Below are 25,313 nucleotides of genomic sequence, written 5' to 3'. Positions count from 1 at the left end.
AATATAATTAAGAAGGAAGTGTATAAGTCATGATAATTGAAGAAAATGAAGAAGTAGTACTTTCCGAAGAAAGAGGAAGGGCTTTTATAACGATAAAAGTTGATGGGTATAATCTGAAGAAATTCGATGAAGTGACTCGTAAATATGCACGATTAAAAGTCACGAATTTTATGGCATTAAAAAAAGCTGTAGAAAATAAGTCACATGAACCGATAGAAATTGGTTGTTGGATAGATAGTATTGATATAGAACTTAGTGCTGACAAGATGCAAGCAGTTGTAACAATTTATGAATCACAAAGCTATATTCAAGAACATACACAAGAAATCCAATCAGCTATTAATCAGCTAGTAACAAAGAATAATATTATTTATGGACAAGTTCCAATAGATTTCCAAAAAGTAATAACTGGAAAAACATACATAATCGCAACAGGATTGCCCCCTCAAAAAGGAACAGATGCAATAGTAACTTACTTACATCAAGCAGAGAAGAAGCCCGAAATAAATGCGGATGGAAAAGCAAATTATTTTGATATGAATTTTATTGTTGAAATAAAGGAAGCTACATGGCTTGGAGAAAAAATACCAGCCCAGGAAGGTATAGAGGGTAGAAATATACTTGGAGAAGTCATACCCAGTGAAAAAGGTGATGATGTCCCATTAAAATATGACTCGGAATCGGCATATGAAGTAGAGGAAGATGGAAAAACGGTACTTCGATCCAAAACAAATGGTGTTATTGGTGAAATAAATGGAGTTCTTTCTGTTCAAAAACATCTTGTTATTAATGGCGATGTCGGTTTAGAAACAGGAAATTTAAAATTTGATGGATCCATCCAAATAAAAGGAACAGTATTGCCGGGATATTCCATTATAGCTTCTGGAGATATTTCTGTAGAATCAAACGAAGGTGTTAATTCTGCTGAATTAATAAAGTCCACAGAAGGTGACGTATTTATTAAAGGTGGAATTTTTGGTAAAGATATTACGAAAATAGAAGCATATAAGAATATCTATATAAAACATGCAAATGGTTGTACTTTAGAAGCACAGGAAAATGTGTTCATTGGATTTTATACGATGGGATCAACTATTTTTGGAAACGAAATATTTTTAGATGAACGTAAAGGAAAAATCATAGGTGGTAAAGTTATAGCGATCAATTCTATCACTGCCGCCTATGCTGGAAATAGTTTAGAAAAAAAGACAGAACTAATTGTACTAGGAATAGATAGAAAAATATTAACGGAAAATGCAAAAACAAAGGCAGAAGAAATGATGAAGCTTCAAGAAGAAATGACAAAATTGAATTTCCAACTTAGCCAACTAAATCAATTTAAAAATACTATGTCCACACAACAAATTGCTGCTTTTGAACAAACAAAACAAAAATATCATATGATGGAAAATGAAGTGAAAGATTTGGATATCGAAATAAAAAGAATCCTAAGTTTACTTCGTACTTCTACAGATTATTTCATTGATATTACACAAGAAGCGAATGCCGGAACTGTTGTTCAGATTGGTAACAAGTCAACAACGTTATCTAAAGCAACAAAGGGTAAATTTAAGATTGAAAATGGGGAGTTAAATGTCTAATATTCCTGTGTACGCACATAGAGGTGCTGCTAGATCTATAGAAAATTCGATGGAAGCGTTTAAAAAAGCCGTAAAGTTACATGCGGTTGGTATAGAATTAGATCTGCAATTATCAGCTGATGGTGTTGCATTCGTAACGCATGATATCGACTTTTTTCGCTTGGCTGGCAACAAACGAAGAATAACAGATATGTTAGCAGAAGAAGTTTTACAACTGAAATTAGGTAATGCTTTTTTGCGGAAGTTTTTAGGGAGCAGAGTCTTAACGTTTGATGAATTTTTACAATTCGCTATACCTACGGGTGTCAAACTTAATGTGGAGTTAAAGGAGTCTTTTCTTGGTAAAAATGAAAGAATCCGTGAAGTAGTGGAAAAAAGTAAAGATGTAAAGGATATTCATTTCTCTTCCTTTGAATTTAGTGTCCTTCAAACAATTCATGCAATGAACACTAATGTACAAACAGCATTTATTGGTAAAAAGAATACGGACTGGGATTATGTGTTTTCCATAAGAGAAATAAATGCCATCCATTTAAATAAAAAATTTTACCGCACAGATTTAATGTATTCCATTTGGAATGCAGGATTCCCTATACGATTTTATAATATAAAAGGTAATGAGAAGTATATCGCAGATCCACATGAGTCTGTAATTGGATGGATTACAGACTTTCCGGAAAAAGTATTGAAATTACAAAAGAGACAATGAACAAAATAATCATATGGTTGTTCTATTTTAAAAGGATCGTGAAGTGACGCAGTCACTTCACGATCCTTTTAATTTCTATCGGTAATAGTGTAGCCAATGTTCCTCCAAAGCACTCTAGAAATAGCAAAGACAAGATGCATTTAAAGGACGCTTCCGCTTTTTTTATTACTTTTTCTTTTGAAAACGAGGGGCCACTTTGCCATTTTTTCGATCTCGGTTTAAAAGAAAACCTGCAAAAAAGCCCAACCCTAAAACTGTGAAAAGAATTCCACATATAAATTGAAACCACAATGCTCCAATAGGTAAAATATGTATTCCGAAAAAAGTATCCCTCATTAGCTTAATGCCAAATGCAGCGAGAATACCAGGAATCAATAATACGATTAAGGCAGCCAAACGTGCCATAATAATCACTCCTGTTTTTTGTTTAGCTTAATGTATCAACAAGTCAATGAAATAAAACCAGCAGACATACAGCAACTTGTTTTTCATAGATTCTTATTGTGTGTGAACCTTTAGCACTTTCTATTAAATTTAATTTTACATGTGAGAATATTATTGTCAACTCATGGAACTTGAGGTATGATATATGGGAAGTGCAATAAGTTGCAGAGATAAAGTGGGGGTGTGAATATTTTTGCAAAACATATTAATCATTGGTGCGGGTAAAGGTGGATATGCACTTTTGAAGCTGTTTGAACAGGCTGATTACCTTCGTGTAAAAGGAATCGTTGATATTGATGATAGTGCTCCAGGGATGCAATATGCAAAAAAGCATCATATTCATACTTATACTGATTGGAAACCCCTTTTAAGCGAAGATATTCAAATTATAATTGATGTCACTGGGAGCAAAGAAGTATTTCTAGAACTTCTTTCAGAACGTCCAGTAACTACAATTTTAATCCCTGGAGAAATAGCCAATTTAATTGTTACTTTATTAGAAGAAAAAAATAAGTTTATTCAAATATTAGATAATAAAAAAATGACGCAAGAATTAATCTTTAACTCAATAGAAGAAGGTATGATTGGTATTGATGAGGTTGGTATTGTAAACTTTTTCAATAAAAGTGCATCTAAGATGACAAAAGTTTCGATAGAAGATGCTATGGGGAAACACGTATTCGATGTTATATCACAAAGTGAGCTCCCGAGAACTTTTGAAACTGGGCAGATTGAGATCAATAAAGAACTAATTCTTGAAAGCGGTACCAAAATAGTAACTTCAAGATATCCGATGATTAACGAGCAAGGAAAAAAGATCGGAGCCTTTGCAGTTTTTAAAGACATTTCTGAAGTGGTTAGGCTAGCTGAAGAAATTACGGACCTTACGGAAATACAAACAATGCTAGAAGCAATCATCCAATCAAGCGAAGATGCGATATCTGTCGTTGATGAAGAAGGAAAAGGAATTCTCATCAACCCAGCATATTCTCGCATTACTGGATTAAGCGAGGAAGAAGTCATCGGAAAACCAGCAACGGCTGATATTTCTGAAGGTGAAAGTATTCACTTGAAAGTTCTTCAAACACGCAAACCTATTCGAGGTGTAAACTTAAGGGTCGGTAAACAAAAAAAAGACGTTATCGTGAATGTCGCTCCAATTATTGTGAATAACCTTCTAAAAGGTAGTGTAGGAGTTATTCATGACATGACGGAAATCCGTACGTTAATGAAAGAACTCGACCAAGCCCGTACACTTATCCGTAACCTGGAGTTAAATTATTCATTTGAAGATATTTTAGGGGATTCAGAACAAATTCAATTTGCTGTCAATCAAGCTAAGCTTGCAGCAAGTGTACCTGTGACCGTACTTTTAAGGGGAGAGGTCGGATCAGGAAAAGAATTATTCGCACACGCCATCCATAGTGCTAGTAACAGAAAACATAATAGGTTCTTCCGAGTAAATTGTAGTTCTCAAGAAGAGCATCTTCTAGAACGTGAATTATTTGGTTATGAAGAAAACGGGATAAGTTATTCGGGTTTGTTTGATGAAGCGCATTGCGGAACCCTCTTCTTAGATGAAGTTGGAGAATTAACAAATAAAACACAGGCTAAACTTTTAAGGGCACTTCGAGAAAATGCTTTTATAAGAATAGGCGGAACCACATCAATTCCAGTGGATGTGCGAATAATAGCTGCAAGTTATTTCAATTTAGAGAAATTAATGCGTGAAGGGATATTCCGAGAGGATTTCTACTTTCAGTTAAATCGTATGCCAATACATGTTCCTTCTCTAAGAGAAAGGAAGCAAGACATTTCTTCCATAGCGGAGCATTTATTAGTAAAATTAAATAAAGAATTTGGTCGTAATATTGAGGGATTCACAAAATCAGCTATGGAGAGCTTGCTGCTTTATGATTTTCCGGGGAACATAAGGGAGCTGGAGAACATTATTAGCCGAGCAATGATCTTTTTAGAAGCGCAAGATCGAATTATTGAAGAACATCATTTACCCAAATCAATTTTGTCTTTTTCACAGAACGGGTTAAATGAGGAGCAATTAGGAACGCTAGCTGAACAGATGGATGAGATGGAGAAAAAGGTTTTACTAAATGCACTCCAAGTATGTGGTGGAAATAAATCACAAACTGCTAAAAAGCTAAACATCTCACTTCGTACTTTATACTACAAACTAGAGAAATATAATTTAGATTAATGTAATATTTGCATGGGGATGCTAAAATTACTTGAAGTGTTCAAAGTGTTATACAAAGGGGTTTCAAACATAAAAGAATTGTCAAATTACATGGGGATGTATTTTACGAAAATAATTATTTTCGAAAAAATAAATAATTACTTAACTACTAGGAGGAACTACAGATGGAAATTTTTAAATATATGGAGACTTATGATTACGAGCAGTTAGTATTTTGCCAAGATAAAACTTCAGGATTAAAAGCGATTATCGCAATTCATGATACTACATTAGGTCCAGCACTTGGTGGAACACGTATGTGGAACTATGCAACAGAAGAAGAAGCAATTGAAGATGCACTCCGTTTAGCAAAAGGTATGACATATAAAAATGCTGCTGCAGGTCTTAACCTAGGTGGCGGTAAAACAGTTATTATTGGGGATCCATTAAAAGATAAAAACGAAGAGATGTTCCGTGCTTTCGGTCGTTTCATCCAAGGCTTAAATGGCCGTTATATTACTGCTGAAGATGTAGGAACTACTGTAGCAGATATGGACTTAATTCATGAAGAAACAAATTATGTAACTGGTATTTCAGAAGCATTCGGTTCTTCAGGTAATCCTTCTCCAGTAACAGCTTATGGTGTATATGTTGGTATGAAAGCTGCTGCGAAAGAAGCATTTGGAACGGATTCACTTGAAGGGAAAACAGTTGCAGTTCAAGGTGTAGGAAACGTAGCTTATACATTATGTGAATATCTACATAAAGAAGGCGCTAAACTAATTGTGGCTGATATTAACCAAGCATCAGTTGACCGTGCTGTAAATGCATTCGGTGCTGTACAAGTAAGTGTAGATGAAATTTATTCACAAGATGCAGACATTTTCGCACCATGTGCACTTGGTGCAATTATTAATGACAATACAATTCCACAACTAAAAGCAAAAGTAATTGCAGGATCTGCAAATAACCAATTAAGAGATACAAAACATGGTGATTTAATCCACGAAATGGGCATTGCATATGCTCCTGACTATGTAATCAACTCAGGTGGTGTAATTAATGTAGCGGATGAATTATATGGTTATAACCATGATCGTGCTATGAAACGTGTTGCAACTATTTATGACAAAATCGAACGTATTTTTGAAATTTCGAAACGTGATGGTATTCCAACTTATGTAGCGGCTGACCGTTTAGCAGAAGAGCGCATCGCTCGAGTAAGTAAATCACGTAGCCAATTTTTACAAAATGGAAAACATATTATTACAGGACGTTAATACGCGAAACAACTAATTTCATCTAATCAATGTAAGGCCGTTTAGTTTATCGAACGGCCTTCTTAGGTGGAAGATAAGGGGGAAAAGGCAGTTGGCAAAAGAATATGATGTAGTCATTATTGGTGGCGGTACAGGCGGATACGTCGCTGCTATCCGCTCCGCTCAATTAGGTTTAAAAACAGCAATCGTGGAAAAAGGTAATCTAGGTGGCACTTGTTTGCATAAAGGGTGTATTCCAAGTAAAGCGTTGCTTCGTAGTGCTGAAGTATATTCTATGACTAAAAATCATGCAGCTGAATTTGGCGTAAATACTTCAGAAGTATCACTTGATTTTAGCCGAGTGCAAGCTAGAAAAGAATCGATTGTGAACCAATTACATCAAGGGGTTCAAGGATTGATGAAAAAAGGGAAAATAGATGTGTATGAAGGTACTGGAAGAATGCTAGGGCCATCTATTTTCTCTCCTTCTCCAGGTGGAACCATTTCAGTTGAAATGAATAATGGCGATGAAAATGAAATGCTCATTCCGAAAAATGTAGTTATTGCGACTGGCTCTAGACCTCGTACTCTTCCAGGGCTCAAAATCGATGGAGATTTCGTCATGAGTTCAGATGAAGCATTGGCAATGACAGAATTACCGAAATCGATTTTAATCGTCGGTGGAGGCGTAATTGGAATTGAGTGGGCTTCTATGTTAAATGATTTTGGAGTGGAAGTGACCGTAATTGAATATGCGGATCGAATTATCCCAACAGAGGATAAAGATATTTCAAAAGAAATGCAAAAGCTTTTAACTAAAAAAGGCATTACATTTGCAACAAGTACAAAAGTTCTACCAGAAACACTTCAAACGGAAAGCAACTTAGTGACTATTTCTGCTGAGTTAAACGGGGAAACAAAATCCTTCACTGCAGAAAAAATGCTTGTCTCAGTTGGTCGTCAAGCAAACGTTGAAGGGATTGGTGTAGAAAATACCGATATCGTTGTAGAAAAAGGATTTATCCAAGTTTCTGATACATTTCAAACGAAGGAATCACATATATATGCAATTGGTGATGTAATTGGAGGGCTTCAACTGGCACATGTTGCAAGTCATGAAGGTATTAATGCAGTAGAACATATTGCAGGCAATGAAGTCTCAGCAATTGACTATAAATTAGTATCCCGTTGCATTTATTCCAATCCAGAAGCTTCGAGCGTTGGTATTACAGAACAACAAGCAAAAGAGCAAGGGTTTGATGTAAAGGTTGGAAAGTTCTCATTTAAAGCGATTGGAAAAGCACTTGTTTACGGAGAATCAGATGGTTTCGTCAAAATTGTTGCAGATAAAGCGACGAATGATATTTTAGGGGTTCATATGATCGGACCACATGTGACAGATATGATCTCTGAAGCTGGTCTTGCAATGGTACTTGATGCAACACCGTGGGAAATCGCCCACACGATTCATCCACACCCTACGCTTAGTGAAGTAATGGGTGAGGCGGCATTAGCTGTTGATGGTAAAGCAATTCACATGTAAGAGGAGGCAATGTAAATGACAACAAATCGACATGAAGAATTAGGTTTAACAAATGAAGATGTGTTAAAAATGTTTGAGACGATGCTAATGGCGCGTCGCATTGATGAACGTATGTGGTTATTAAACCGCGCTGGAAAAATTCCTTTCGTTATATCATGTCAAGGTCAAGAAGCGGCACAGGTTGGAGCGGCATTTGCACTTGATAATACAAAAGATTATATCGCACCATACTACCGTGATATGGGGGTTGTTTTACACTTTGGTATGACAGCTAAAGATTTAATGTTATCTGCATTTGCGAAAGCAGAAGATCCAAACTCCGGTGGAAGACAAATGCCTGGACATTTTGGACAGAAGAAAAATAGAATTCTTACTGGTTCTTCTCCAGTTACAACTCAATTACCACACGCAGTTGGTGTAGCACTTGCTGCGAAAATTGAGAAAAAAGATTTTATTACGTTTGTAACTTTAGGAGAAGGATCTTCTAACCAAGGTGATTTCCACGAAGGACTTAACTTTGCAGGGGTTCATAAGTTGCCTTGTATTACAATGGTTGAAAACAATAAATACGCAATCTCAGTTCCTTTTGACCGCCAAGTTGCAAGTAAAAATATTGCGGACCGTGCGATTAGCTATGGAATGCCTGGTGTAGAAGTAGATGGGAAAGATCCAATTGCTGTTTATAAAGTAGTAAAAGAAGCAGCAGATCGTGCTCGAAACGGCGGAGGCCCAAGTTTAATCGAAGCAGTGACTTACCGCTTAACTGCTCATTCTTCCGATGATGATGATCGACAATATCGTACTGCAGAAGATATTGCAGAGGGTAAAGCACTGGATCCTATCCTAACTTTTGCTGTTTATTTAAAAGAAACAGGTGTTTTAACGGAAGAATTAGAAAAAGAAATTAATGATCGCATTATGAAAGAAGTAAATGAAGCGACTGATTATGCGGAAGATGCTCCATATGCTGCTCCAGAAGATGCATTGAAGTATGTTTACGCAGAAAAAGATGGGGGGAACGCATAATGGCAGTAATGTCTTATATCGATGCAATTACACTTGCAATGAAAGAAGAAATGACTCGTGATGAACGCGTTTTTATCCTAGGGGAAGATGTTGGTCGTAAAGGTGGCGTATTTAAAGCAACGAATGGCCTTTACGAAGAGTTTGGAGAATACCGCGTGCTAGACACACCACTTGCTGAATCCGCTATTGCAGGAGTAGGTATCGGTGCTGCAATGTACGGGTTGCGTCCAATTGCAGAAATGCAATTTGCTGATTTCATTATGCCAGCTGTCAACCAAATCATTTCCGAAGCATCCCGTATTCGTTATCGTTCAAATAACGACTGGACTTGTCCAATTGTTATTCGTGCTCCTTTTGGTGGCGGAATTCACGGTGCTTTATATCATTCACAATCTGTAGAGGCAGTTTTTGCAAACCAACCGGGATTAAAAATTGTTATTCCATCGACTCCTTATGATGCAAAAGGATTATTAAAAGCGGCAATTCGCGATGAAGATCCTGTTATGTTCTTTGAGCACAAACGTGCTTATCGTCTAATCAAAGGAGAAGTTCCAGAAGAAGATTACACAATCGAAATCGGAAAAGCAGATGTAAAACGTGAAGGGGAAGATATTACGGTAATTACGTACGGTCTTGCTGTTCACTTTGCACTTCAAGCTGCAGAACGCCTTGAAAAAGACGGTATCTCTGTACATATTCTTGATTTACGTACAATCTATCCGTTAGATAAAGATGGAATAATTGAAGCTGCTTCAAAAACTGGTAAAGTGCTTCTTGTTACGGAAGACAATAAAGAAGGTAGTATTATTGGTGAAGTTGCTGCTATTATTGCAGAAAACTGCTTATTTGATTTAGATGCACCGATTATGCGTCTTGCTGGCCCAGACATTCCTGCAATGCCATATGCGCCAACAATGGAAAAATTCTTTATGATTAATCCAGACAAAGTCGAAAAAGCGATGCGCGAGCTAGCTGCATATTAGGAAGGAGGATTATAAATGGCTCTTGAACAAATCAAAATGCCTCAACTTGGGGAAAGTGTAACGGAAGGTACGATTGAAAAATGGTTAGTAAAACCAGGCGATCATGTCAATAAATACGATGCACTTGCTGAAGTAAACACAGACAAAGTAACAGCTGAAGTACCTTCTTCCTTTACTGGAGTTATTAAAGAACTACTTGCAAACGAAGGAGATACACTTGCAGTTGGTGAAATCGTTTGTACGATTGAAACAGAAGGTGGAGCTACCGAGGGAGTAGTGGAAGCTGCACCTGAGCAACCAACAGCGGAAAAAGTAAAACCTGCTGAAGTACAAAAGCATGCAGCTCCAATTCAGCTTGAAAAAGGCGCAAAAGCTCGTTATTCACCAGCTGTGTTAAAGCTTTCACAAGAACATGGAATTGACCTTACTTTAGTAAATGGTACTGGAAATGAAGGACGCATTACGCGTAAAGATTTGTTGAAGATCATTGAAAGTGGTGAAATTCCAGTAGCTGCTCCAGCAGCAACAATCGCTGCACAAGCTCCTGTAGCATCACAAACTTCAACTGCTGCACCTGCACCAAAAGCTGCTCCTCCAGTAAACGTTCCAGTTGCAGTTGGGGATATCGAAATCCCAGTAACAGGTATTCGAAAAGCAATCGCTGCGAATATGTTACGAAGCAAACATGAAGCACCACATGCTTGGACTATGATAGAAGTGGATGTAACGAGTTTAGTACAATACCGAGACTCCATTAAAAATGAGTTCAAGCAAAAAGAAGGCTTTAATGTAACGTATTTTGCGTTCTTCGTAAAAGCTGTTTCTCAAGCTCTAAAAGAATTCCCAATGATGAACTCTATGTGGGCTGGCGATAAGATTGTTCAGAAAAAAGACATTAATATTTCAATCGCAGTTGCTACAGAAGATGCACTTTTCGTTCCTGTTATTAAAAATGCGGACGAAAAAACGATTAAAGGTATTGCACGTGAAGTAAATGAGCTTGCTGCAAAAGTTCGTTCTGGAAAACTAAAATCAGATGAAATGCAAGGTGGTACATTCACTGTAAACAATACAGGATCATTCGGTTCTGTACAGTCTATGGGGATTATCAATTATCCACAAGCAGCAATTTTACAAGTAGAGTCTATTGTGAAACGTCCTGTTATTATGGATGGTGGAATGATTGCTGCACGTGACATGGTAAACTTATGTCTATCATTAGATCACCGCGTACTAGATGGTTTAGTTTGCGGACGCTTCTTAGCTCGTGTGAAAGAAATTTTAGAAAATATAACAAAAGAAAATACATCAGTCTATTAATAAATAGTTGAAAACGGAGCATTTCCCAGGGGGAAATGCTCCGTTTTTTCACGGAAAAAAATTTAGTTGGAAAAATAGGGCGTTTAGTTGGAATTTTGAAAGCTTTAGTTGGAAAATCGGAAAGCTTAGTTAGAAAAAAAGCCATTTTAGTTGGAAAGCCAGAAATCTAAGAGTCATTCAAGTCCCTTTCATTTACTTTTTGAAAACGGTTCGTTAGCATTAATATTAAACAAAGATCGCAAAATATAGGGAGGAAACAAAAATGAGATTAAGTGTACTAGACCAAGCACCCATTACGAAAGGTAATACTGCGGAAGTCGCATTAAAAAATGCGGAAGAATTAGCAATTTTAGCAGATGAATTAGGCTATCATCGTATGTGGATGGCAGAGCATCATGGAACGGGTGCTTTTGCTAGTTCTGCCCCAGAAGTAACAGCAGCGCATCTTGCGGCAAAAACGAACAAACTTCGTATTGGAACAGGTGGAGTCATGATGATGCACTATTCACCACTGAAGCTAGCCGAAGCATTTAAGACACTTAGTGCCTTTTCTCCAGGAAGAATCGATTTTGGAGTAGGTCGTGCCCCTGGTGGAGATAATTATGCCATGTACGCGCTTTCAGAAGGTCGTCCACCAATGGTAAATAATATGTATGAAAAATTAGCGATTGCTTTGCAGCTACTAAATGACGAAGTACCAGAAGAAAGTCTGTACAGCAAAACAATTGCAACTCCTGCAAATATCGTATTACCAGAGGCGTGGTTACTTGGTTCAACTGGGAATAGTGCAATTCAAGCTGGTAGATTGGGTCTCGGATATTCATTCGCCCAATTTTTTCAAGGAGGAATGACCCCTACGATATTAGATACGTATCGCAAGAATTTCCAACCTTCAGCGTTTATGGAGAAACCTGAAATCAATGTCACTTACTTAGCAACGGTTGCTGAAACGAAAGAAGAAGCGGAATTTGAAGCATTACCACAGGACATTGCACGTCTATCGCTTATGAAAGGTCAGATTCACCAAATATTAACGCCAGAAGAAGCACAAAATTATCCATTAACAGAAATGGATCGCATGATGATTCAAGAAAATCGTAAAATTCATTTAGTCGGTTCAGCAAAAGAAGTGGCAACGATTTTACAAGAAGAACAAGCACATTATGGATTAGATGAAGTAATGATCTGTAGTATTCCTCACTCGCAGGAAAAAAGACTAAATGTGTACCGACTACTAGCGGAGGAATTATTTTAATAGAAAACGAGAAAGACACGCTTAGAATAGTGTGTCTTTTTTTATTTTTCTGATTTTATTTTACGTTATATGTCACAGAGTGATATAGTCGAGTGGTGACATACCAAATGAAAAGAGTGGAAGTGATCCGAATGAAAGTTGAAAAAGTTATTGCATCCTATATTCCGATGACGGAAACTGCCTTTTATATATTATTATCTCAATCTGAACCAAGACATGGTTATGGAATAATAAAACATGTGGAAGAAATTACAAGAGGTCGATTAGTTCTTGGCTCTGGTACTATTTACGGTACTTTGAAGAAAATGCAGCGGGATTACATTGTAAAAGTGTATGCAGATGAACTTCGAAAAACAATTTATGAGATTTCAGAAATAGGTAAGACATTAATACACCATGAAATAAGCAGATTGAAGGAACTACATACAAATGCATTAAAGTATGAGGAGGAATTCGAATGATCAAAAAATGGAGGCCATTTTGGAGTTTTGATGTGGAGAAGACAGAATATTGGTTATCAACAAATGCAGCAGTTGGAAAAAGATTAGTTGATGTAAAGTTGTTTTCCAGAGTGTTTGTATTTGAAGAATCAGATAGTAAGCAACTGGTGTATCAACTCATATTTGACAAATCTCAAAATAGCTTACCTAGTGGCTTAGTTGATTCTGGGTGGGAAGACTCTTTAGTAAAAGGAAATTGGAAATTTGTTATGAATGATAGAGATACTATTCGAGCTTATTCTTCACGGGAAGGAATAATGAAGAGAAATCGAGTTCATTTACTTCTATTAACAGGGCTTTCATTTCTATATGTATTTCAGCTGTTTCCATTTGTTATCGCTATGCTTACACTTTTATTTGCACCAGGCAAAGAGAATTTTGTAGCAAGTCCGTTGTGGTCTCTAACTATTCTATATTTTATGCAAGTTATAGGAGTTATTATATTCACCTTTTACATGACACGAAAATTGAGAGCATTCGAGCGTAAATTTTTTAGTAGTGCAGTTGTTAAAGGTGAATCTAATGAGGGAACGTTTTCAAAATGGAGATTTGGTTGGGTATATGCACCAGATCTACTAGAAAACTGGCTAAGTAATATGGCCGAAGAGGGGAATCATCTTGTTCGTGTAAATAAAAAATGGTCAGCATTTATTTTCGAAAAAGATACACCAAAACTTGTCTCCTATGTACAAGACTTTCAATGGAAGACGGCTCCAGAGTATTTCGACGTCCATAAAAGCGCAGGCTGGAAATTACGATTCACTTCGAATTCTTGGTTATTTAAGTATAGCATATGGGAAAAAGAGTATAAATTAGGAGAGAAAAAACCACGTTTCACGTATAATTCGACAGAAAAGAAAGCACAAGAAAGAAAGGTAATTATAGCAAGTTCATTATTGATTAGTTATTTACTTGCTATTTTGCTTTTTGCTATATGGATTCAATTTTTGAATAATAGAGCATTTGACAAGAGTCTATTACAACAAATTATTATTGGACTATTAATTATTTCATCGTTTTCTCCTATCTTCATTTTGATTCGGACTTTTCTCTATGCTTTACGGATGAGAAAAAGTATATAACCTTTTGGCTAGTTTCAATTATTCAATCTTTTTTATTTTATTATTTGCTGGTTTTATTATTGTAATAGTATTTGTTATCCGACGATATAAAAGATGGAATCTGCTGATAGTAAAAAACATTTGCTAGAATAAAAAGTTAGGCATATTCACAATTGATTTATAGTTATCCTCTTTTGGTAGATTAGTGTAAACAGACCATGCATTTATGGGGTGATACACAGCTACATGAAGAGGACTTTTTTTGGAGGAATACATTAAGAAAACTAATGTAAATAAAAACCTTCTAATAGGGCACGTCGTCTAATGAAAAGAGAGGAGGGATAATGTGGAAGAAATGTTAGAGGAAGCTTTTGAACTAGAAGATCAGGAAGCCCTTATGAATGAGATGATGAACAAATATGGTCAAGATATATTAAGGCTTGTCTATTCGTACGTTAATAACAAAGAGGTTGCGGAGGACTTGACGCAGGATATATTTGTGAAGTTTTATAAATCGCTTCATACATTCAGGGGGAAATCCAAGTTAAAAACATGGTTATGGCGAATTGCAATAAATCATTGCAAGGATTTTCTGAAGAGTTGGTATAACAAGCATGTGATCATTGCCGGAGATTCTAAATACATAAAAACACAGAAAGAAATGATTGAAGATGTAATTATTCAAAAAGAAGCGGATGATCAATTAGTTTCTGCGTTAATGACATTACCTATTAAATACCGTGAAGTAATCTATCTCTTTTACTACGAGGAATTACTCATCAAGGAAATAGCAGTACTAACTGAAGTTAGTGTTAACACAGTTAAAACGAGGCTCAGACGTGCCAAAGAGCTTTTGGAAGAAAGATTGGAGGAGCAGTAATGGATGAGCGTTTAAAAAACTTGAGAAAAACAATCGATAAAACGACATTCTCTGAACTAAAATTTACCGAACAACATCGCAAGGCGATTCGAGAAAAAATGTTTGAAGAAGAAAAGGAAGACGCAATCTTTTTAGCAGTCATGCAGCTTCTTGTTCAAGAGAAAACAGGTTACGAAATAGTAAAGCTTTTACGAGGAAGAGGAATTCGTAAATTTGAAGAAAATGAAGGGATTGTCTACACATTGTTACATCAGTTAGAGCAAGATGGTTACTTACATTCTAGCTGGAACGACTCAAATGTGAAATATTATCGATTAAACAATAAAGGAACAAAACTATTAAGAAAATCTGAAAAACAATCTACAACTAAAACCTTTTCTTTCAAAAAATTAGTAGAGGAGTGAAATCAAAGTGAAAATTAGTAGTCAATCCTATTTAAGAGAAGTACAAAATCAAATCCATTCAAAAGAAGCAAAGGAATTTGTTTCGGCTGAACTCAATCATCATATAAAGGAAGTAAAAAATGAATGGATCAAAAAAGGATTAAAGGAAGCAGATGCAGAAGAAAAAGCAGTGGGGCAAATGGGAAGTCCAGTAACACTTGGTCAAAGGCTTAATAAGCTTCATCGACCGAAAGTAGATTGGTTAACGGTAATATTATTGGTAATCATATTAGGTTTAGGTTTTTTACCAATGTTATCGATTGGAAATGGTATTGTTGATATTGGATATTATTCTACACATAAGGTTATATTTGTCTTGCTTGGTGGGGTAGTGACCATTGGAATAATGTTGATTGATTATCGAAAATTAGAAAAACAAGGCTGGCTATTTTACTTAATCGGAATACTTATTCTCTTAACATTAAAATTTTTTCTCACACGATTCATACTAGGGCTTGTATTGGTAGGACCCTTAAGAATTGAGAGCTTGATGGCAATACCATTCTTTTTACTTGCCTGGTCATCCTTCTTCAATGACAAAAGGTTGAAATTGTGGCATTTAATCATTTTATTTTTTCTTCCTTTGTATTTAATCTTTACTACGATAAGTATTTCTACTGTTTATATTTATGTTGTAATGGTATTTGTGATGTTTTGTTGGAGCCAATTTAATCTGAAAATAATTCTTAAAACCCTAGGAATCTCGATTAGTTCATTTTTAATTGTTAGCTTTATTCTTTTGCAATCTGCTGTGCCATACCAGATAAATAGACTTTTGGCATTTTTAAATCCTGAACAATATCGTGATAGTGAAGGCTACATGATCTTGCTCCTTAAAGAGCAATTAGCTAATGCTGGATGGCTTGGAAATCCTATGACAAATGAATTTATTCCGGCAGGTCATACTAATTTTGTTTTCGTAAGCCTTACTTCCTACTTTGGTTGGCTTTTTGCGATTGTACTCGTATTAATCCTTTCTTTATTTGTTGCACGAATTGTTGTAATTGCTCGTAAGATACATCATTCATATGGAAAGCTTTTGCTTATCGGTTCAGTTGCTCTTTATGCCGTCCAGCTAGTTACCAATATTGCCATGACACTTGGTTTCTTACCGATTATTTCTATGTCCTTGCCATTTATTAGCTACGGTTTAATGCCTATTTTGTTCAATTCCTTTTTAATAGGAATTGTGCTAAGTGTATATCGACGTAAAGATTTAGTTTCGAGTGGTTTTATGGAAAATGAAGTTCATGTAAAATGAATCCATCACTAGTATTGCATAGAATTAAAAATAAGAAAAAAATGGAATAAACTTAAGATTAATTTTTGTGAAGCTACTTGAATAAACTCAAAGAAACTCCTAATGTAGGTAAGGAAACGACAACTAAATCAGTTCTCTTATTAATATCCTTTTGTTTAAAATATTTGTATTAATGTAAAAAAATATAATTTATTACAATGAGAATATTAAAAGGAAGGGTGATTTTCTGTGAAAAAAAAGTACTACATTACTATTTTTGCTTTTTTAATTATTGTTTTAAGCGTTTTTACTTTTACTAACAACAATAAAAAAGGGGAGAAAAATAAAAATATTCCGGAATTTCTAAATGAATACGATGGAAAAGCATTTGTTAATCTTTATGATGAGAATGGCAATTTAGTTAAAAAATATTCAGAAGAACAACTAAATAAAATGTTTGTTAATAATAAGATTTATAAAAATGAAGGAATGACTGCAGATTTTTTGGATGAAAATGGATTAATTATTGATCCTACTGAAGACATAGTAAAAGAAATGAGTGAATTGTCAGACTCTGGAGCGCATAATTTATTTGTTTTTCGTTCAACTAAGTTTAATAATAACATTAATCTAGGTGGACAAAATAAAACATTCTACAAACCAATCAGTATGATTGTGGAACCAGAAGAGGTATTTGATTCTATGTTAATCAATATATTAGATTCTGTTGGGAAGAAGGTAGGGAGTTTAGAAATTGGTTACTTCCAAAGAGGAATAAAGATTCCATTAGTTGATTTTCAAGATGATGCTTACTCCATACAATTTTAAAATAGTAAAGATCAAAATAAACCTATATATATTATGGGTGGAGTTATTATTTACAACTCTTCTGATTATAATATTAACGATCTCCTATCAAGCAACCCATACTATGACAAGATGTATGAACTTGTATTAAAGAATACACAATCTGAAAAAGCTGCAAGTACTCTTGTATTATACTTAGAATCATTAAAACAAGAAGATTTAACTCGAATAAGAAAATATTCATTTCTTAACCATGATTTTGAACTTCAGCCTTTGATCAGTCTTTATAAAGAAGTTAACTATGAAACCTTAGTGATTGAAAGAATCATACCTAGTCAAGCAGAACCAAGCTATGAAGTTCAACTTAGCTATCGACTTAAGAAAGGGACTTCTAAAGAATTTAGAACTGTGCATATTAACTTGTATGATGGTGTAAATATGGACATATATGAAGATCCAGACCAATAAAATAGATTTGGTCTTGGGATAACAATCTAACAATCGAACGTTAGTTGGACAAAGAATAGTTAAAATTTAAAGTATAGAAAGGAACTGCTTTTATTGTATTTCCTATTTATAGCATCATCTCTCATTGGAGTATTATGGTTTCTGAATTTTATTAAGTTATTAGAAAAGATGAAGGCCAATAAAAATTATCATAATCAAAAGCTACTTGGTGCCGTTCTTACATTTTTTCTGGTGTTATCAATTATGTTATCTGTGAGTGTCATGTTTTGATAGTGTAGATGTTGAAGCAAAATTTCAATCATTTGTTTAAACACCCTTTAAGTAGAGATGCTTAAGTGTCTCCTTTTATACTTGGAAAGCAGGTATTTTGGAAAGGACGTCGAAGTTGTTAATTAAAGTATAGTTCTTCACACATTCTCAATATGCCGACTTTGATATAGCGTATACTTTATTTTTTCAGAAGAAATTACGACGGCTACAAGACAAAGATCAAGAAGAATCGGTATTAAGATTTTGTAGGGGACAAAGTGATTAAAGGTTCTATTGAAAATCTTGAGCTGTTTAGTCGGCTCTTTTTTTATTGTATAAAAGGGGGGTAAGAATAAATGAAAAGAGTAGATGTAGCATATGTACTTCTGTTTGATGAACTTGAACAGAATGTATTAATGGTAAAAAACAAAGGTACTGGGTCCTCTTACTATACGCCTCCAGGAGGGGCAGTGGAAAAGGGAGAAACGCTTAAAGAAGGTGCCATACGTGAAGTGAAAGAGGAAACGGGACTAGATGTACAAGTGGATGGTGTTTTCTCTGTTGGGGAAGCGTTTTTTGAAGAAAGGGGACACCACGCTATCTTCATTACTTTTGTCGGAAAAATAATAGGTGGAAAAATAGAAATATCTTTTCCCGAAGAAATTGAGGAAGTAATTTGGATGGATTTAAAACAAGCAGAAAAATATATACATATCTCAAATGGGTTTGAAGGACTAATAATGGACAGAAATTCAGTTCCATATATGTTAAGAGAAGTTGAAATAAAGGGGTGATTACTTGAAATTTATTTTAAATTTAACTACTGCAATTGCATTCGGATTTATTGGATTTTTAGTTTTTGGAGGAATAATTGCGTTTGTTGGCTATGAAGGAGCAGGTATTTTAATTGCAATTATTTTCATTATTTTATTGACGATCATCATTAACCTACTAATTAAAATAAACAACAACATAGAAAAGTTAAATCAGAAATAATACAGTATTTTTTGGAGCTTTGTGCTACATAGGAAACCAAAAGAAAAAGGGAGATGCTTTTGTTGTCTGATATTTAAATGCTAGAGTTAAACACTGAATTATTAGAAGGTATTGGTAGCTACTGTCTTAGAAGTAAAAAGAAATCAAATGGACTTAAAAAATAGAAAAGAATTACTGGAATTATCAACAACTCCCTACGGAATATATTCTGTTGTATTTAAAGGACAACTTATATCATTTCATAGATTAACTGTCCATTCTGTCGTTAAAAGGTTGAAAGAGCTTATGTAGATAAGAATATATTAAGCAGTATTTTATAGAACATACTGGGAACCTTAAGTACAAAAGGATTGCTAAAATGATTAGAAAAATTTCCGCAAGCTGTCTTTTACTACTTATGTTATTCTTACATTTGGAAATGGCATATGCAAGTGAACGAGTGGTGCTATTAAGCGTACCGTCCGATATATGGTATAAAAGAGTCTACCTAATAGCTGATAAAAAAAGTTGGATGGACTTTGAAAATTTTACCGTTCAAATTGGTGATCGAGGAGAAATAGTTTATCATTTTCCCAACTGGTATCATGGAAAGTATGATCCTGTATTATATTATGAAGACATAAATGGTGACAGGTTGGAAGATGTTATCGTCGTATTAAATAATGATAGAGCTGGAATTGGAACGTCTCTTAAGGATATTCATATTCTGAATCAAATTCAGGATCCTTTTCTAAGGTATAAAGAGGTTCCAGTTGAACCTACGGACTTGACTATGAGTCGCCTTGTGAAATTAGAGAGACATGGTAATATCGTGATTATTCTGGCAGACAAAGAGGAGTATAAAATCGACATTTCCAAATATCATTTTACTAATTCTCGTAAGCCTTATCTCGGTATGGATACGATAGAATATTCGATTGAAAATGGAACATTAAATGGAACGGTTAATGCTTATGTAGTACGAGATGATAGTGTTTATGGTGGTTTACTTGGTCATTTAACTATTGAATACTTTTGGGACGGGAAAATGTATAAAGCAAAGTCCATTACATTTAAACAAAATGAGCCTGAAAAAATTAGAAACACGTCTGTGAGTCCGATAGAGGAAACTAATTAGTAAAGGTGTGCTGTAAATGAAAAAAGCTGTATTTTTGGATCGTGACGGAGTAATAAATGAAGTGCTAACGGATCGCGTTAAATTTGTGAATAAGCCCCACGAGCTATATTTTTTACCAGGTGTACCAGAAGCAATTAAAAAATTGAATACTGTCTTTGATTTCATCTTTGTCGTAACCAATCAAGGTGGGGTTGGCTTAGGATATATGAAGGAAGCACAGCTCCAAAAAATACATGACCATATGATTGCTGCACTAAAGAAAGAAGGGGCGACTATTCACGAGGTGGCTTATTGTCCACATAAGCCAAAAGCGGGTTGTGATTGCCGAAAGCCTAACAGTAAATTAATAACAGATCTCGGTAAAAAATATAATATTGATTTATCCCATTCGTACATGGTTGGAGATACCGACACGGATATTATCGCTGGTAAAAAAGCAGGTACAAAATGTGTGTTCTTGGGTAAGAACGATCCACTTTCAGATGCCGTTTTCCTTGACTTAATAACTGCGGTGGACTGGATTATTGAAGATGCAGCAGCAAGCATAGAAGGATAAATATTTGCAAGGAAAGATATAAGTTGATTTGTTGAAAACCCTTTGTTGCCTTGTTATACTGGAAAGAGAAATGGTTTACACTAAAAAGGACTGTTTGGTGCGTCAACACTAAACAGCCCTGCAAAATAGATCGCTTCATTGGCGATCAGCACGCGATGGTAAACCGCTTAGCTGTCAGGCTCGGGGCGGTTTACTTTTTTCTTGCAAAAGTATATGACAAAGCAATGATAGAGACAATTAGCGTTGAAAAACCAATCGTAACCATTAGCGCTTCGAAAACCGTCATAAGCATCATCCACCTTTCCCTCACCAAGTTGAATGAAGTAATGGAAAAAATGTGCTAACCACCCTTGAAACCCCTATTCTATTACTCTTTTATTATACCACACAAGTGTTCTCTTTCATTCCTTCAAGGTTAGATTTACAGTTGGAAAATAGCGAATTAAAAAAGGATGTATGTACTGCAAAAGGGTATAATAAATTTGTAGAAACTTTGTTTTAACATAGTAGTAAAAATATAGGTAACAGGAAAAGGTGACTCAATGACAAAAAGAAATGAAAAAGAAACAGGATGGAATTTCGATAACAGTTATGCCCGTCTACCAGATCTTTTCTTCACAAACCTTGACCTTAACCCTGTGCCAGCACCAAACTTGGTTACGTTCAATGATAAACTAGCAACTTATCTAGGATTGAACGTCGAGGCACTACAAAGTGACGATGGTGTTGCAGTTCTTGCAGGTAACGAGATACCCGAAGGTGCTTCGCCTCTTGCACAAGCTTATGCGGGACATCAATTCGGGCATTTCAATATGTTAGGAGACGGCCGGGCAATTCTACTTGGCGAGCAGATTACGCCTACTAATGAGCGAGTTGATATTCAGCTTAAGGGAGCAGGAAGAACCCCATACTCACGCGGGGGAGATGGTAGAGCGGCACTAGGACCGATGCTACGCGAATACATCATGAGCGAAGCAATGCATGGACTTGGAATACCTACTACCCGAAGCCTAGCAGTAGTGACGACGGATGAACCAGTAATCCGTGAAACTGATCTACCTGGAGCAATTCTTACCCGAGTGGCTGCCAGTCATTTGCGTGTCGGCACTTTTCAATATGCTGCTCAACGGGGGACAGTAGAAGATCTTCAGGTATTGGCCGATTATACATTACAACGACATTATCCAGAAATTAACAATGATCCTAATCGCTATCTTTCCTTTCTTCGGGAAGTAATCAAGCGTCAAGCGGGTTTAATTGCCAAGTGGCAACTAGTTGGCTTTATTCACGGGGTGATGAACACCGACAACATGAGTATTAGCGGAGAAACTATTGATTATGGACCATGCGCCTTCATGGATACCTACGACCCAGCAACCGTATTCAGTTCCATTGATGTTCAAGCACGTTATGCATATGGCAATCAGCCACGTATTGCCGGTTGGAATCTCGCGCGGTTTGCTGAAAGCCTATTGACCTTGCTACATGAAAATGAGGAAGAAGCGCTTAAACTTGCTCAAAATGCAATTCAAGATTTTCCAGAATTATATCATTCTAATTGGCTTGCGGGAATGAGAGCAAAACTAGGGATGTTTAATGAAGAGGTACAGGATGAGGCGCTTATTGAAGAACTTCTTGGTATGCTTCTGAAGTATCAAGCGGATTATACGAATACGTTCCGTGCATTAACTTTTGATAAAATCGAGGATACTTTGTTGTTTGACAAGAAAGAATTTTCTCATTGGCATGAACAATGGCAAGCGAGATTAAGTAGACAACAGGAATCGAAAGACTCTGCATATCAGTTAATGCGGGACAGTAATCCAGCGGTAATACCTCGTAACCACCGAGTGGAAGAAGCGCTAGCTGCTGCAGAGCAAGGAGACTTTAGTGTGATGGAGCGGCTACTCGAGGTTCTTTCAAATCCCTTCGCACATTCTCCAAAACAGGCTGCTTACTCCAAGCTGCCTGAGCAATCAAACGAGACTTACCAAACTTTTTGTGGGACATAATTTAACCAATGTTGCATATATGATGAATAATAATGTGCCTGGCATCGGAACTTGCGATTTGGACTTCCTATCTTGCGATTCGCTGGAACGAACTTGCGATTTAGAAGAGATAATTTGCGATTTGCGACCTTGATCTTGCGATTATGAGTATCTACCTTGTGATTCTTCATAAATTGCGCGATTAATTAGTGTCATCACATGCCAAGTAGAAACTTTATATTGAAAAAACGGTCACATATTACATGCTGCTCACTATATTTATAAGCACTACCTAAAAAGGTAGCTGTTTATCTAACCAAATAAAAAGACACCTTACTAAAGCGTTTCCTGTACTATAAATTTGCTCAAAAGACTGATTGATTAAAATATCAACTCAGTCTATTTTTATTTCTACAAACAGAATGCCTAATAATCTAAATGTTTGAATCTTTCATAATATGATAATATAAAAAGACTAGCTGTTCGTTAAAGGGGGATAAAGAAATGATAATAAGAGATATGCAATTGTCAGACATAGAAAGCATCAGAGCTATTGCAGCACACACTTGGAAGGCCACATATAGTAAGTTTATTCCGAAAGATATACAAGAGAAAGTTCTAAAAGACGCTTATTCTGCCGAAACGATGGAAAATAGATTTAAAACTTCCGTAACGTTAGTAGCCGAAGATAAGGAAGAAATTATGGGCTATGCTTTTTTCTCCAGTGACTTATCTAGTTCAGACGTATTCTTAGAGTCTTTATATATTCATCCAGATCATCAAGGAAAAGGGGGCGGAAAACAACTCTTATTAACAGGACTTTCAAAATTCAAAGAACTGGTAACTTTGTCGTTAACAGTTTATAAAGGAAATCCCAATTTTGCTTTTTATGAAAGAGAAGGGTTCAAGGTAATAAAAGAGAATAACGGCGATTTTTATGGACATCCAGTAGTCTTTATATTAATGAAAAAGAATTTTAACAATAATTAGCCTAATAGTCCCTGTAAGATACAACTTAAAATAATTCATAATCGTGTAGAAGTTAATTCCACATAGGACCCAATTAAAAGTACTTTTATTACTAAAAGAAACCTTTGTTTATTCAGCAGATAAAGCAGGATGCTCCCAGTAAGTATCAGCAACAGCTGATAGATTTTCTGCATTAAAGTTGTTAAAGTTTATTTTATTTAAAGTTTCTCTACTCATTAGTACTATCATAACATCTCCATTTCCCACATTCCCATAACGATCTGTAAGTGGGGCTTGGACGATTAATGTAGCTTGAGTAACCTCTTCTTGTGATTTCATCGCCTTCATAAATTCGACTGTATTGTACAGAAAAGAATGTTTTGAGGATTTTGCAGATTTAACTTTTTCCTCCAATGCAATAGCTTCAACTACACCACTTTCAAATCTAGACGAAAGGACAGCCCTTTCTTTCTCTACGTTTGTCGTTCCAAAATTCTTTATGATTATTTCTGCTGCAACCACTTCTGGCGTCTTATGTTTTTGCGCCATTTTTTCTTTCAGTTCTTCTCTTTCCATTTTCTTGTAAAATGGCGAGTCAGTGACTTCGACTCTATCTGTATCTGCCTTCTCAAGACGATTAACTATATTTTCAAAAATTCCAATTCCTAAAATCAAAACTATCAAAATAAACCACCAGCGTTGATAAAAATGTTGCTTCGTTTTATCTGCCAAAGTAAATCTCCTTTCGTAAATGAAACCTATCTACTATTTTATGCATGCTTGAAAGTAAAATATGTCTCGTAATGGTCCTAGATTACGATAGTTGAATATATCGATGATCATAATTACAATGAAAATGACATAAAAATGTCCCTATGTAAGACACAACTTCGAAATATTTCTGATATTAATTACTTTTTCAAGCGGTGAGTCATAATGGTTTTAGAGGAAACAGTAGAGGCAATTGTAAGTAGTTTAAAAAAGGACAAAAAGGTTCAGGCGATTTTTTTAAAAGGCTCAATGGGGCGAGGCGAACAAGATGAGCATTCGGATATCGATTTGTATTGCTTAGTGGATGAAGAAGATGAGGAAGAATTTCTTCCAAGAAGGATCAAGCACTTGGAATCTTATAACAAATTGCTATTTTATGATGAAATTTTTATTGTGGCACCACAAATTCTTGCGGTATATGAGAATTTAGTGCATGTAGACCTGTTTACAGTGACAGAAACTACATATATCGAAAAGGACTTTTTTAAAGTTCTTTTCGACCCAAACTATAAATTGGAGAAATACAAGCAGACCCAGAACCTGAAATTATCTGATGAAGAGTTTCAGGATGCAGTCGATGATGTTGCATGGTTCCTTTTTCAATATAAAAAATCATCTGCACGAGGCAATGATATTTGGTCAGTTAGTATGCTCCATCAAGTTATGACACATCTAGCAAGAGTGTTACTACATCGGTATAATCCAGGAAGAGCTCAATTGGGATTGAAAGCATTGCAGTCTTCTCTTCCAAAAGGAATTATCCAGGAAATCAAGAAAGTCTACGAGAGTATGACACCCGAAAAACACCAACTGGCAGTGCAGCTAATATGTGAATTGCTATCCAGAGAGACGGAATGGGTTTTCTCTGAAGTAGTACATCCTGAAAAGATTAAGCCATTGTGGGAACAAATGGTTTCTTCTTTCTCCTAAA

Annotated in this window: 27 protein-coding genes; 24 read left to right on the top strand and 3 right to left on the bottom strand. The window is 35.7% G+C overall.

The features are described 5' to 3' along the window. Positions 1-29: 29 nt before the first annotated feature. Together ACEPXG_RS10290 and ACEPXG_RS10285 are read left to right on the top strand one after the other, a co-directional pair. On the top strand, positions 30-1,601 hold the full coding sequence (locus tag ACEPXG_RS10290; RefSeq protein ID WP_391201765.1) for a DUF342 domain-containing protein: 1,572 nt from the start codon (positions 30-32) through the stop codon (positions 1,599-1,601). After that, positions 1,594-2,310, top strand: coding sequence for a glycerophosphodiester phosphodiesterase (locus ACEPXG_RS10285; RefSeq protein ID WP_391201762.1), 717 nt, complete (start codon positions 1,594-1,596; stop codon positions 2,308-2,310). The genes ACEPXG_RS10290 and ACEPXG_RS10285 overlap by 8 nt, the downstream gene beginning before the upstream one ends. A gap of 165 nt (positions 2,311-2,475) precedes the next feature. On the opposite strand, the gene ACEPXG_RS10280 is transcribed toward ACEPXG_RS10285, so the two are convergent. After that, a complete protein-coding gene (locus tag ACEPXG_RS10280; RefSeq protein ID WP_151700307.1) occupies positions 2,476-2,715 on the bottom strand; it encodes a DUF2627 domain-containing protein in 240 nt (79 codons plus the stop codon). 232 nt (positions 2,716-2,947) lie between these two features. Between ACEPXG_RS10280 and ACEPXG_RS10275 the strand changes: the two genes are divergently transcribed. The 19 genes from ACEPXG_RS10275 (at position 2,948) to ACEPXG_RS10185 (ending at position 20,651) form a co-directional block, all read left to right on the top strand. Then, a complete protein-coding gene (locus tag ACEPXG_RS10275) occupies positions 2,948-4,969 on the top strand; it encodes a sigma 54-interacting transcriptional regulator (RefSeq protein WP_391201759.1) in 2,022 nt (673 codons plus the stop codon). Between the two features lie 164 nt (positions 4,970-5,133). Further along, positions 5,134-6,228 carry a branched-chain amino acid dehydrogenase gene (gene bcd, locus ACEPXG_RS10270; protein WP_391201756.1) on the top strand — a complete coding sequence of 365 codons (1,095 nt, stop codon included), beginning with the start codon at positions 5,134-5,136 and terminating at the stop codon, positions 6,226-6,228. 91 nt (positions 6,229-6,319) lie between these two features. Further along, the gene (gene lpdA, locus ACEPXG_RS10265) at positions 6,320-7,750 is read left to right on the top strand and encodes a dihydrolipoyl dehydrogenase (RefSeq protein WP_391201753.1); all 1,431 of its coding nucleotides are present in this window, start codon (positions 6,320-6,322) and stop codon (positions 7,748-7,750) included. A gap of 15 nt (positions 7,751-7,765) precedes the next feature. Beyond that, complete coding sequence (locus tag ACEPXG_RS10260; RefSeq protein WP_391201750.1) at positions 7,766-8,776, top strand: thiamine pyrophosphate-dependent dehydrogenase E1 component subunit alpha; 1,011 nt, start codon at positions 7,766-7,768, stop codon at positions 8,774-8,776. Then, positions 8,776-9,759: an alpha-ketoacid dehydrogenase subunit beta gene (locus ACEPXG_RS10255; protein ID WP_151700302.1), complete on the top strand. Its 984-nt coding sequence runs from the start codon at positions 8,776-8,778 to the stop codon at positions 9,757-9,759. Before ACEPXG_RS10260 ends, ACEPXG_RS10255 begins: the two co-directional genes overlap by 1 nt. Positions 9,760-9,774: 15 nt before the next feature. After that, positions 9,775-11,079: a dihydrolipoamide acetyltransferase family protein gene (locus ACEPXG_RS10250; RefSeq protein WP_391201747.1), complete on the top strand. Its 1,305-nt coding sequence runs from the start codon at positions 9,775-9,777 to the stop codon at positions 11,077-11,079. A gap of 35 nt (positions 11,080-11,114) precedes the next feature. Next, complete coding sequence (locus ACEPXG_RS10245) at positions 11,115-11,249, top strand: hypothetical protein (protein ID WP_391201744.1); 135 nt, start codon at positions 11,115-11,117, stop codon at positions 11,247-11,249. A 92-nt stretch (positions 11,250-11,341) separates the two neighbouring features. Next, positions 11,342-12,334 (top strand): LLM class flavin-dependent oxidoreductase, encoded by a 993-nt coding sequence (locus ACEPXG_RS10240; RefSeq protein ID WP_391201741.1) that lies wholly within the window; start codon positions 11,342-11,344, stop codon positions 12,332-12,334. A 131-nt stretch (positions 12,335-12,465) separates the two neighbouring features. After that, positions 12,466-12,795 (top strand): PadR family transcriptional regulator, encoded by a 330-nt coding sequence (locus ACEPXG_RS10235; RefSeq protein WP_391201738.1) that lies wholly within the window; start codon positions 12,466-12,468, stop codon positions 12,793-12,795. Beyond that, the gene (locus ACEPXG_RS10230) at positions 12,792-13,916 is read left to right on the top strand and encodes a DUF2812 domain-containing protein (protein ID WP_391201735.1); all 1,125 of its coding nucleotides are present in this window, start codon (positions 12,792-12,794) and stop codon (positions 13,914-13,916) included. Before ACEPXG_RS10235 ends, ACEPXG_RS10230 begins: the two co-directional genes overlap by 4 nt. Positions 13,917-14,241: 325 nt before the next feature. Further along, the gene (locus tag ACEPXG_RS10225; protein ID WP_391201732.1) at positions 14,242-14,775 is read left to right on the top strand and encodes a sigma-70 family RNA polymerase sigma factor; all 534 of its coding nucleotides are present in this window, start codon (positions 14,242-14,244) and stop codon (positions 14,773-14,775) included. Next, positions 14,775-15,179 (top strand): PadR family transcriptional regulator, encoded by a 405-nt coding sequence (locus ACEPXG_RS10220; protein WP_391201730.1) that lies wholly within the window; start codon positions 14,775-14,777, stop codon positions 15,177-15,179. The genes ACEPXG_RS10225 and ACEPXG_RS10220 overlap by 1 nt, the downstream gene beginning before the upstream one ends. 7 nt (positions 15,180-15,186) lie before the next feature. Further along, on the top strand, positions 15,187-16,479 hold the full coding sequence (locus tag ACEPXG_RS10215) for an FtsW/RodA/SpoVE family cell cycle protein (RefSeq protein ID WP_391201727.1): 1,293 nt from the start codon (positions 15,187-15,189) through the stop codon (positions 16,477-16,479). Positions 16,480-16,707: 228 nt separating this feature from the next. After that, the gene (locus ACEPXG_RS10210; RefSeq protein ID WP_391201723.1) at positions 16,708-17,286 is read left to right on the top strand and encodes a hypothetical protein; all 579 of its coding nucleotides are present in this window, start codon (positions 16,708-16,710) and stop codon (positions 17,284-17,286) included. 33 nt (positions 17,287-17,319) lie between these two features. Continuing rightward, positions 17,320-17,733, top strand: coding sequence for a hypothetical protein (locus ACEPXG_RS10205; RefSeq protein WP_391201720.1), 414 nt, complete (start codon positions 17,320-17,322; stop codon positions 17,731-17,733). A 605-nt stretch (positions 17,734-18,338) separates the two neighbouring features. Further along, positions 18,339-18,776, top strand: coding sequence for an NUDIX hydrolase (locus ACEPXG_RS10200; RefSeq protein WP_391201718.1), 438 nt, complete (start codon positions 18,339-18,341; stop codon positions 18,774-18,776). A gap of 4 nt (positions 18,777-18,780) precedes the next feature. Further along, positions 18,781-18,978: a hypothetical protein gene (locus ACEPXG_RS10195; protein WP_391201715.1), complete on the top strand. Its 198-nt coding sequence runs from the start codon at positions 18,781-18,783 to the stop codon at positions 18,976-18,978. 358 nt (positions 18,979-19,336) lie between these two features. Then, positions 19,337-20,095, top strand: coding sequence for a hypothetical protein (locus ACEPXG_RS10190; protein WP_391201712.1), 759 nt, complete (start codon positions 19,337-19,339; stop codon positions 20,093-20,095). Between the two features lie 16 nt (positions 20,096-20,111). Next, positions 20,112-20,651 carry a D-glycero-alpha-D-manno-heptose-1,7-bisphosphate 7-phosphatase gene (locus tag ACEPXG_RS10185; protein ID WP_391201709.1) on the top strand — a complete coding sequence of 180 codons (540 nt, stop codon included), beginning with the start codon at positions 20,112-20,114 and terminating at the stop codon, positions 20,649-20,651. Positions 20,652-20,841: 190 nt separating this feature from the next. On the opposite strand, the gene ACEPXG_RS10180 is transcribed toward ACEPXG_RS10185, so the two are convergent. After that, positions 20,842-20,937 carry a putative holin-like toxin gene (locus ACEPXG_RS10180; RefSeq protein ID WP_391201706.1) on the bottom strand — a complete coding sequence of 32 codons (96 nt, stop codon included), beginning with the start codon at positions 20,935-20,937 and terminating at the stop codon, positions 20,842-20,844. Positions 20,938-21,193: 256 nt separating this feature from the next. On the opposite strand from ACEPXG_RS10180, the gene ACEPXG_RS10175 reads away from it, so the two are divergent. Both ACEPXG_RS10175 and ACEPXG_RS10170 read left to right on the top strand, forming a co-directional pair. After that, complete coding sequence (locus ACEPXG_RS10175; RefSeq protein ID WP_391201703.1) at positions 21,194-22,663, top strand: protein adenylyltransferase SelO; 1,470 nt, start codon at positions 21,194-21,196, stop codon at positions 22,661-22,663. Between the two features lie 483 nt (positions 22,664-23,146). Further along, positions 23,147-23,632, top strand: coding sequence for a GNAT family N-acetyltransferase (locus tag ACEPXG_RS10170; protein WP_391201700.1), 486 nt, complete (start codon positions 23,147-23,149; stop codon positions 23,630-23,632). 108 nt (positions 23,633-23,740) lie between these two features. Here the strand turns inward: ACEPXG_RS10170 and ACEPXG_RS10165 are convergent, their stop codons facing one another. After that, entirely contained in the window at positions 23,741-24,343 is a 603-nt protein-coding gene (locus ACEPXG_RS10165) for a hypothetical protein (protein ID WP_391201697.1), read from the bottom strand. A 204-nt stretch (positions 24,344-24,547) separates the two neighbouring features. Between ACEPXG_RS10165 and ACEPXG_RS10160 the strand changes: the two genes are divergently transcribed. Then, positions 24,548-25,312, top strand: coding sequence for a nucleotidyltransferase domain-containing protein (locus ACEPXG_RS10160; protein WP_391201695.1), 765 nt, complete (start codon positions 24,548-24,550; stop codon positions 25,310-25,312). Position 25,313 lies beyond the last annotated feature (1 nt).

It is taken from the genome of Psychrobacillus sp. L4 (assembly GCF_042944905.1).
Classification (GTDB): domain Bacteria; phylum Bacillota; class Bacilli; order Bacillales_A; family Planococcaceae; genus Psychrobacillus.
The sequence above is the reverse complement of the archived record's forward strand: the minus strand, read 5'-3'. Positions and strand labels throughout refer to the sequence as shown.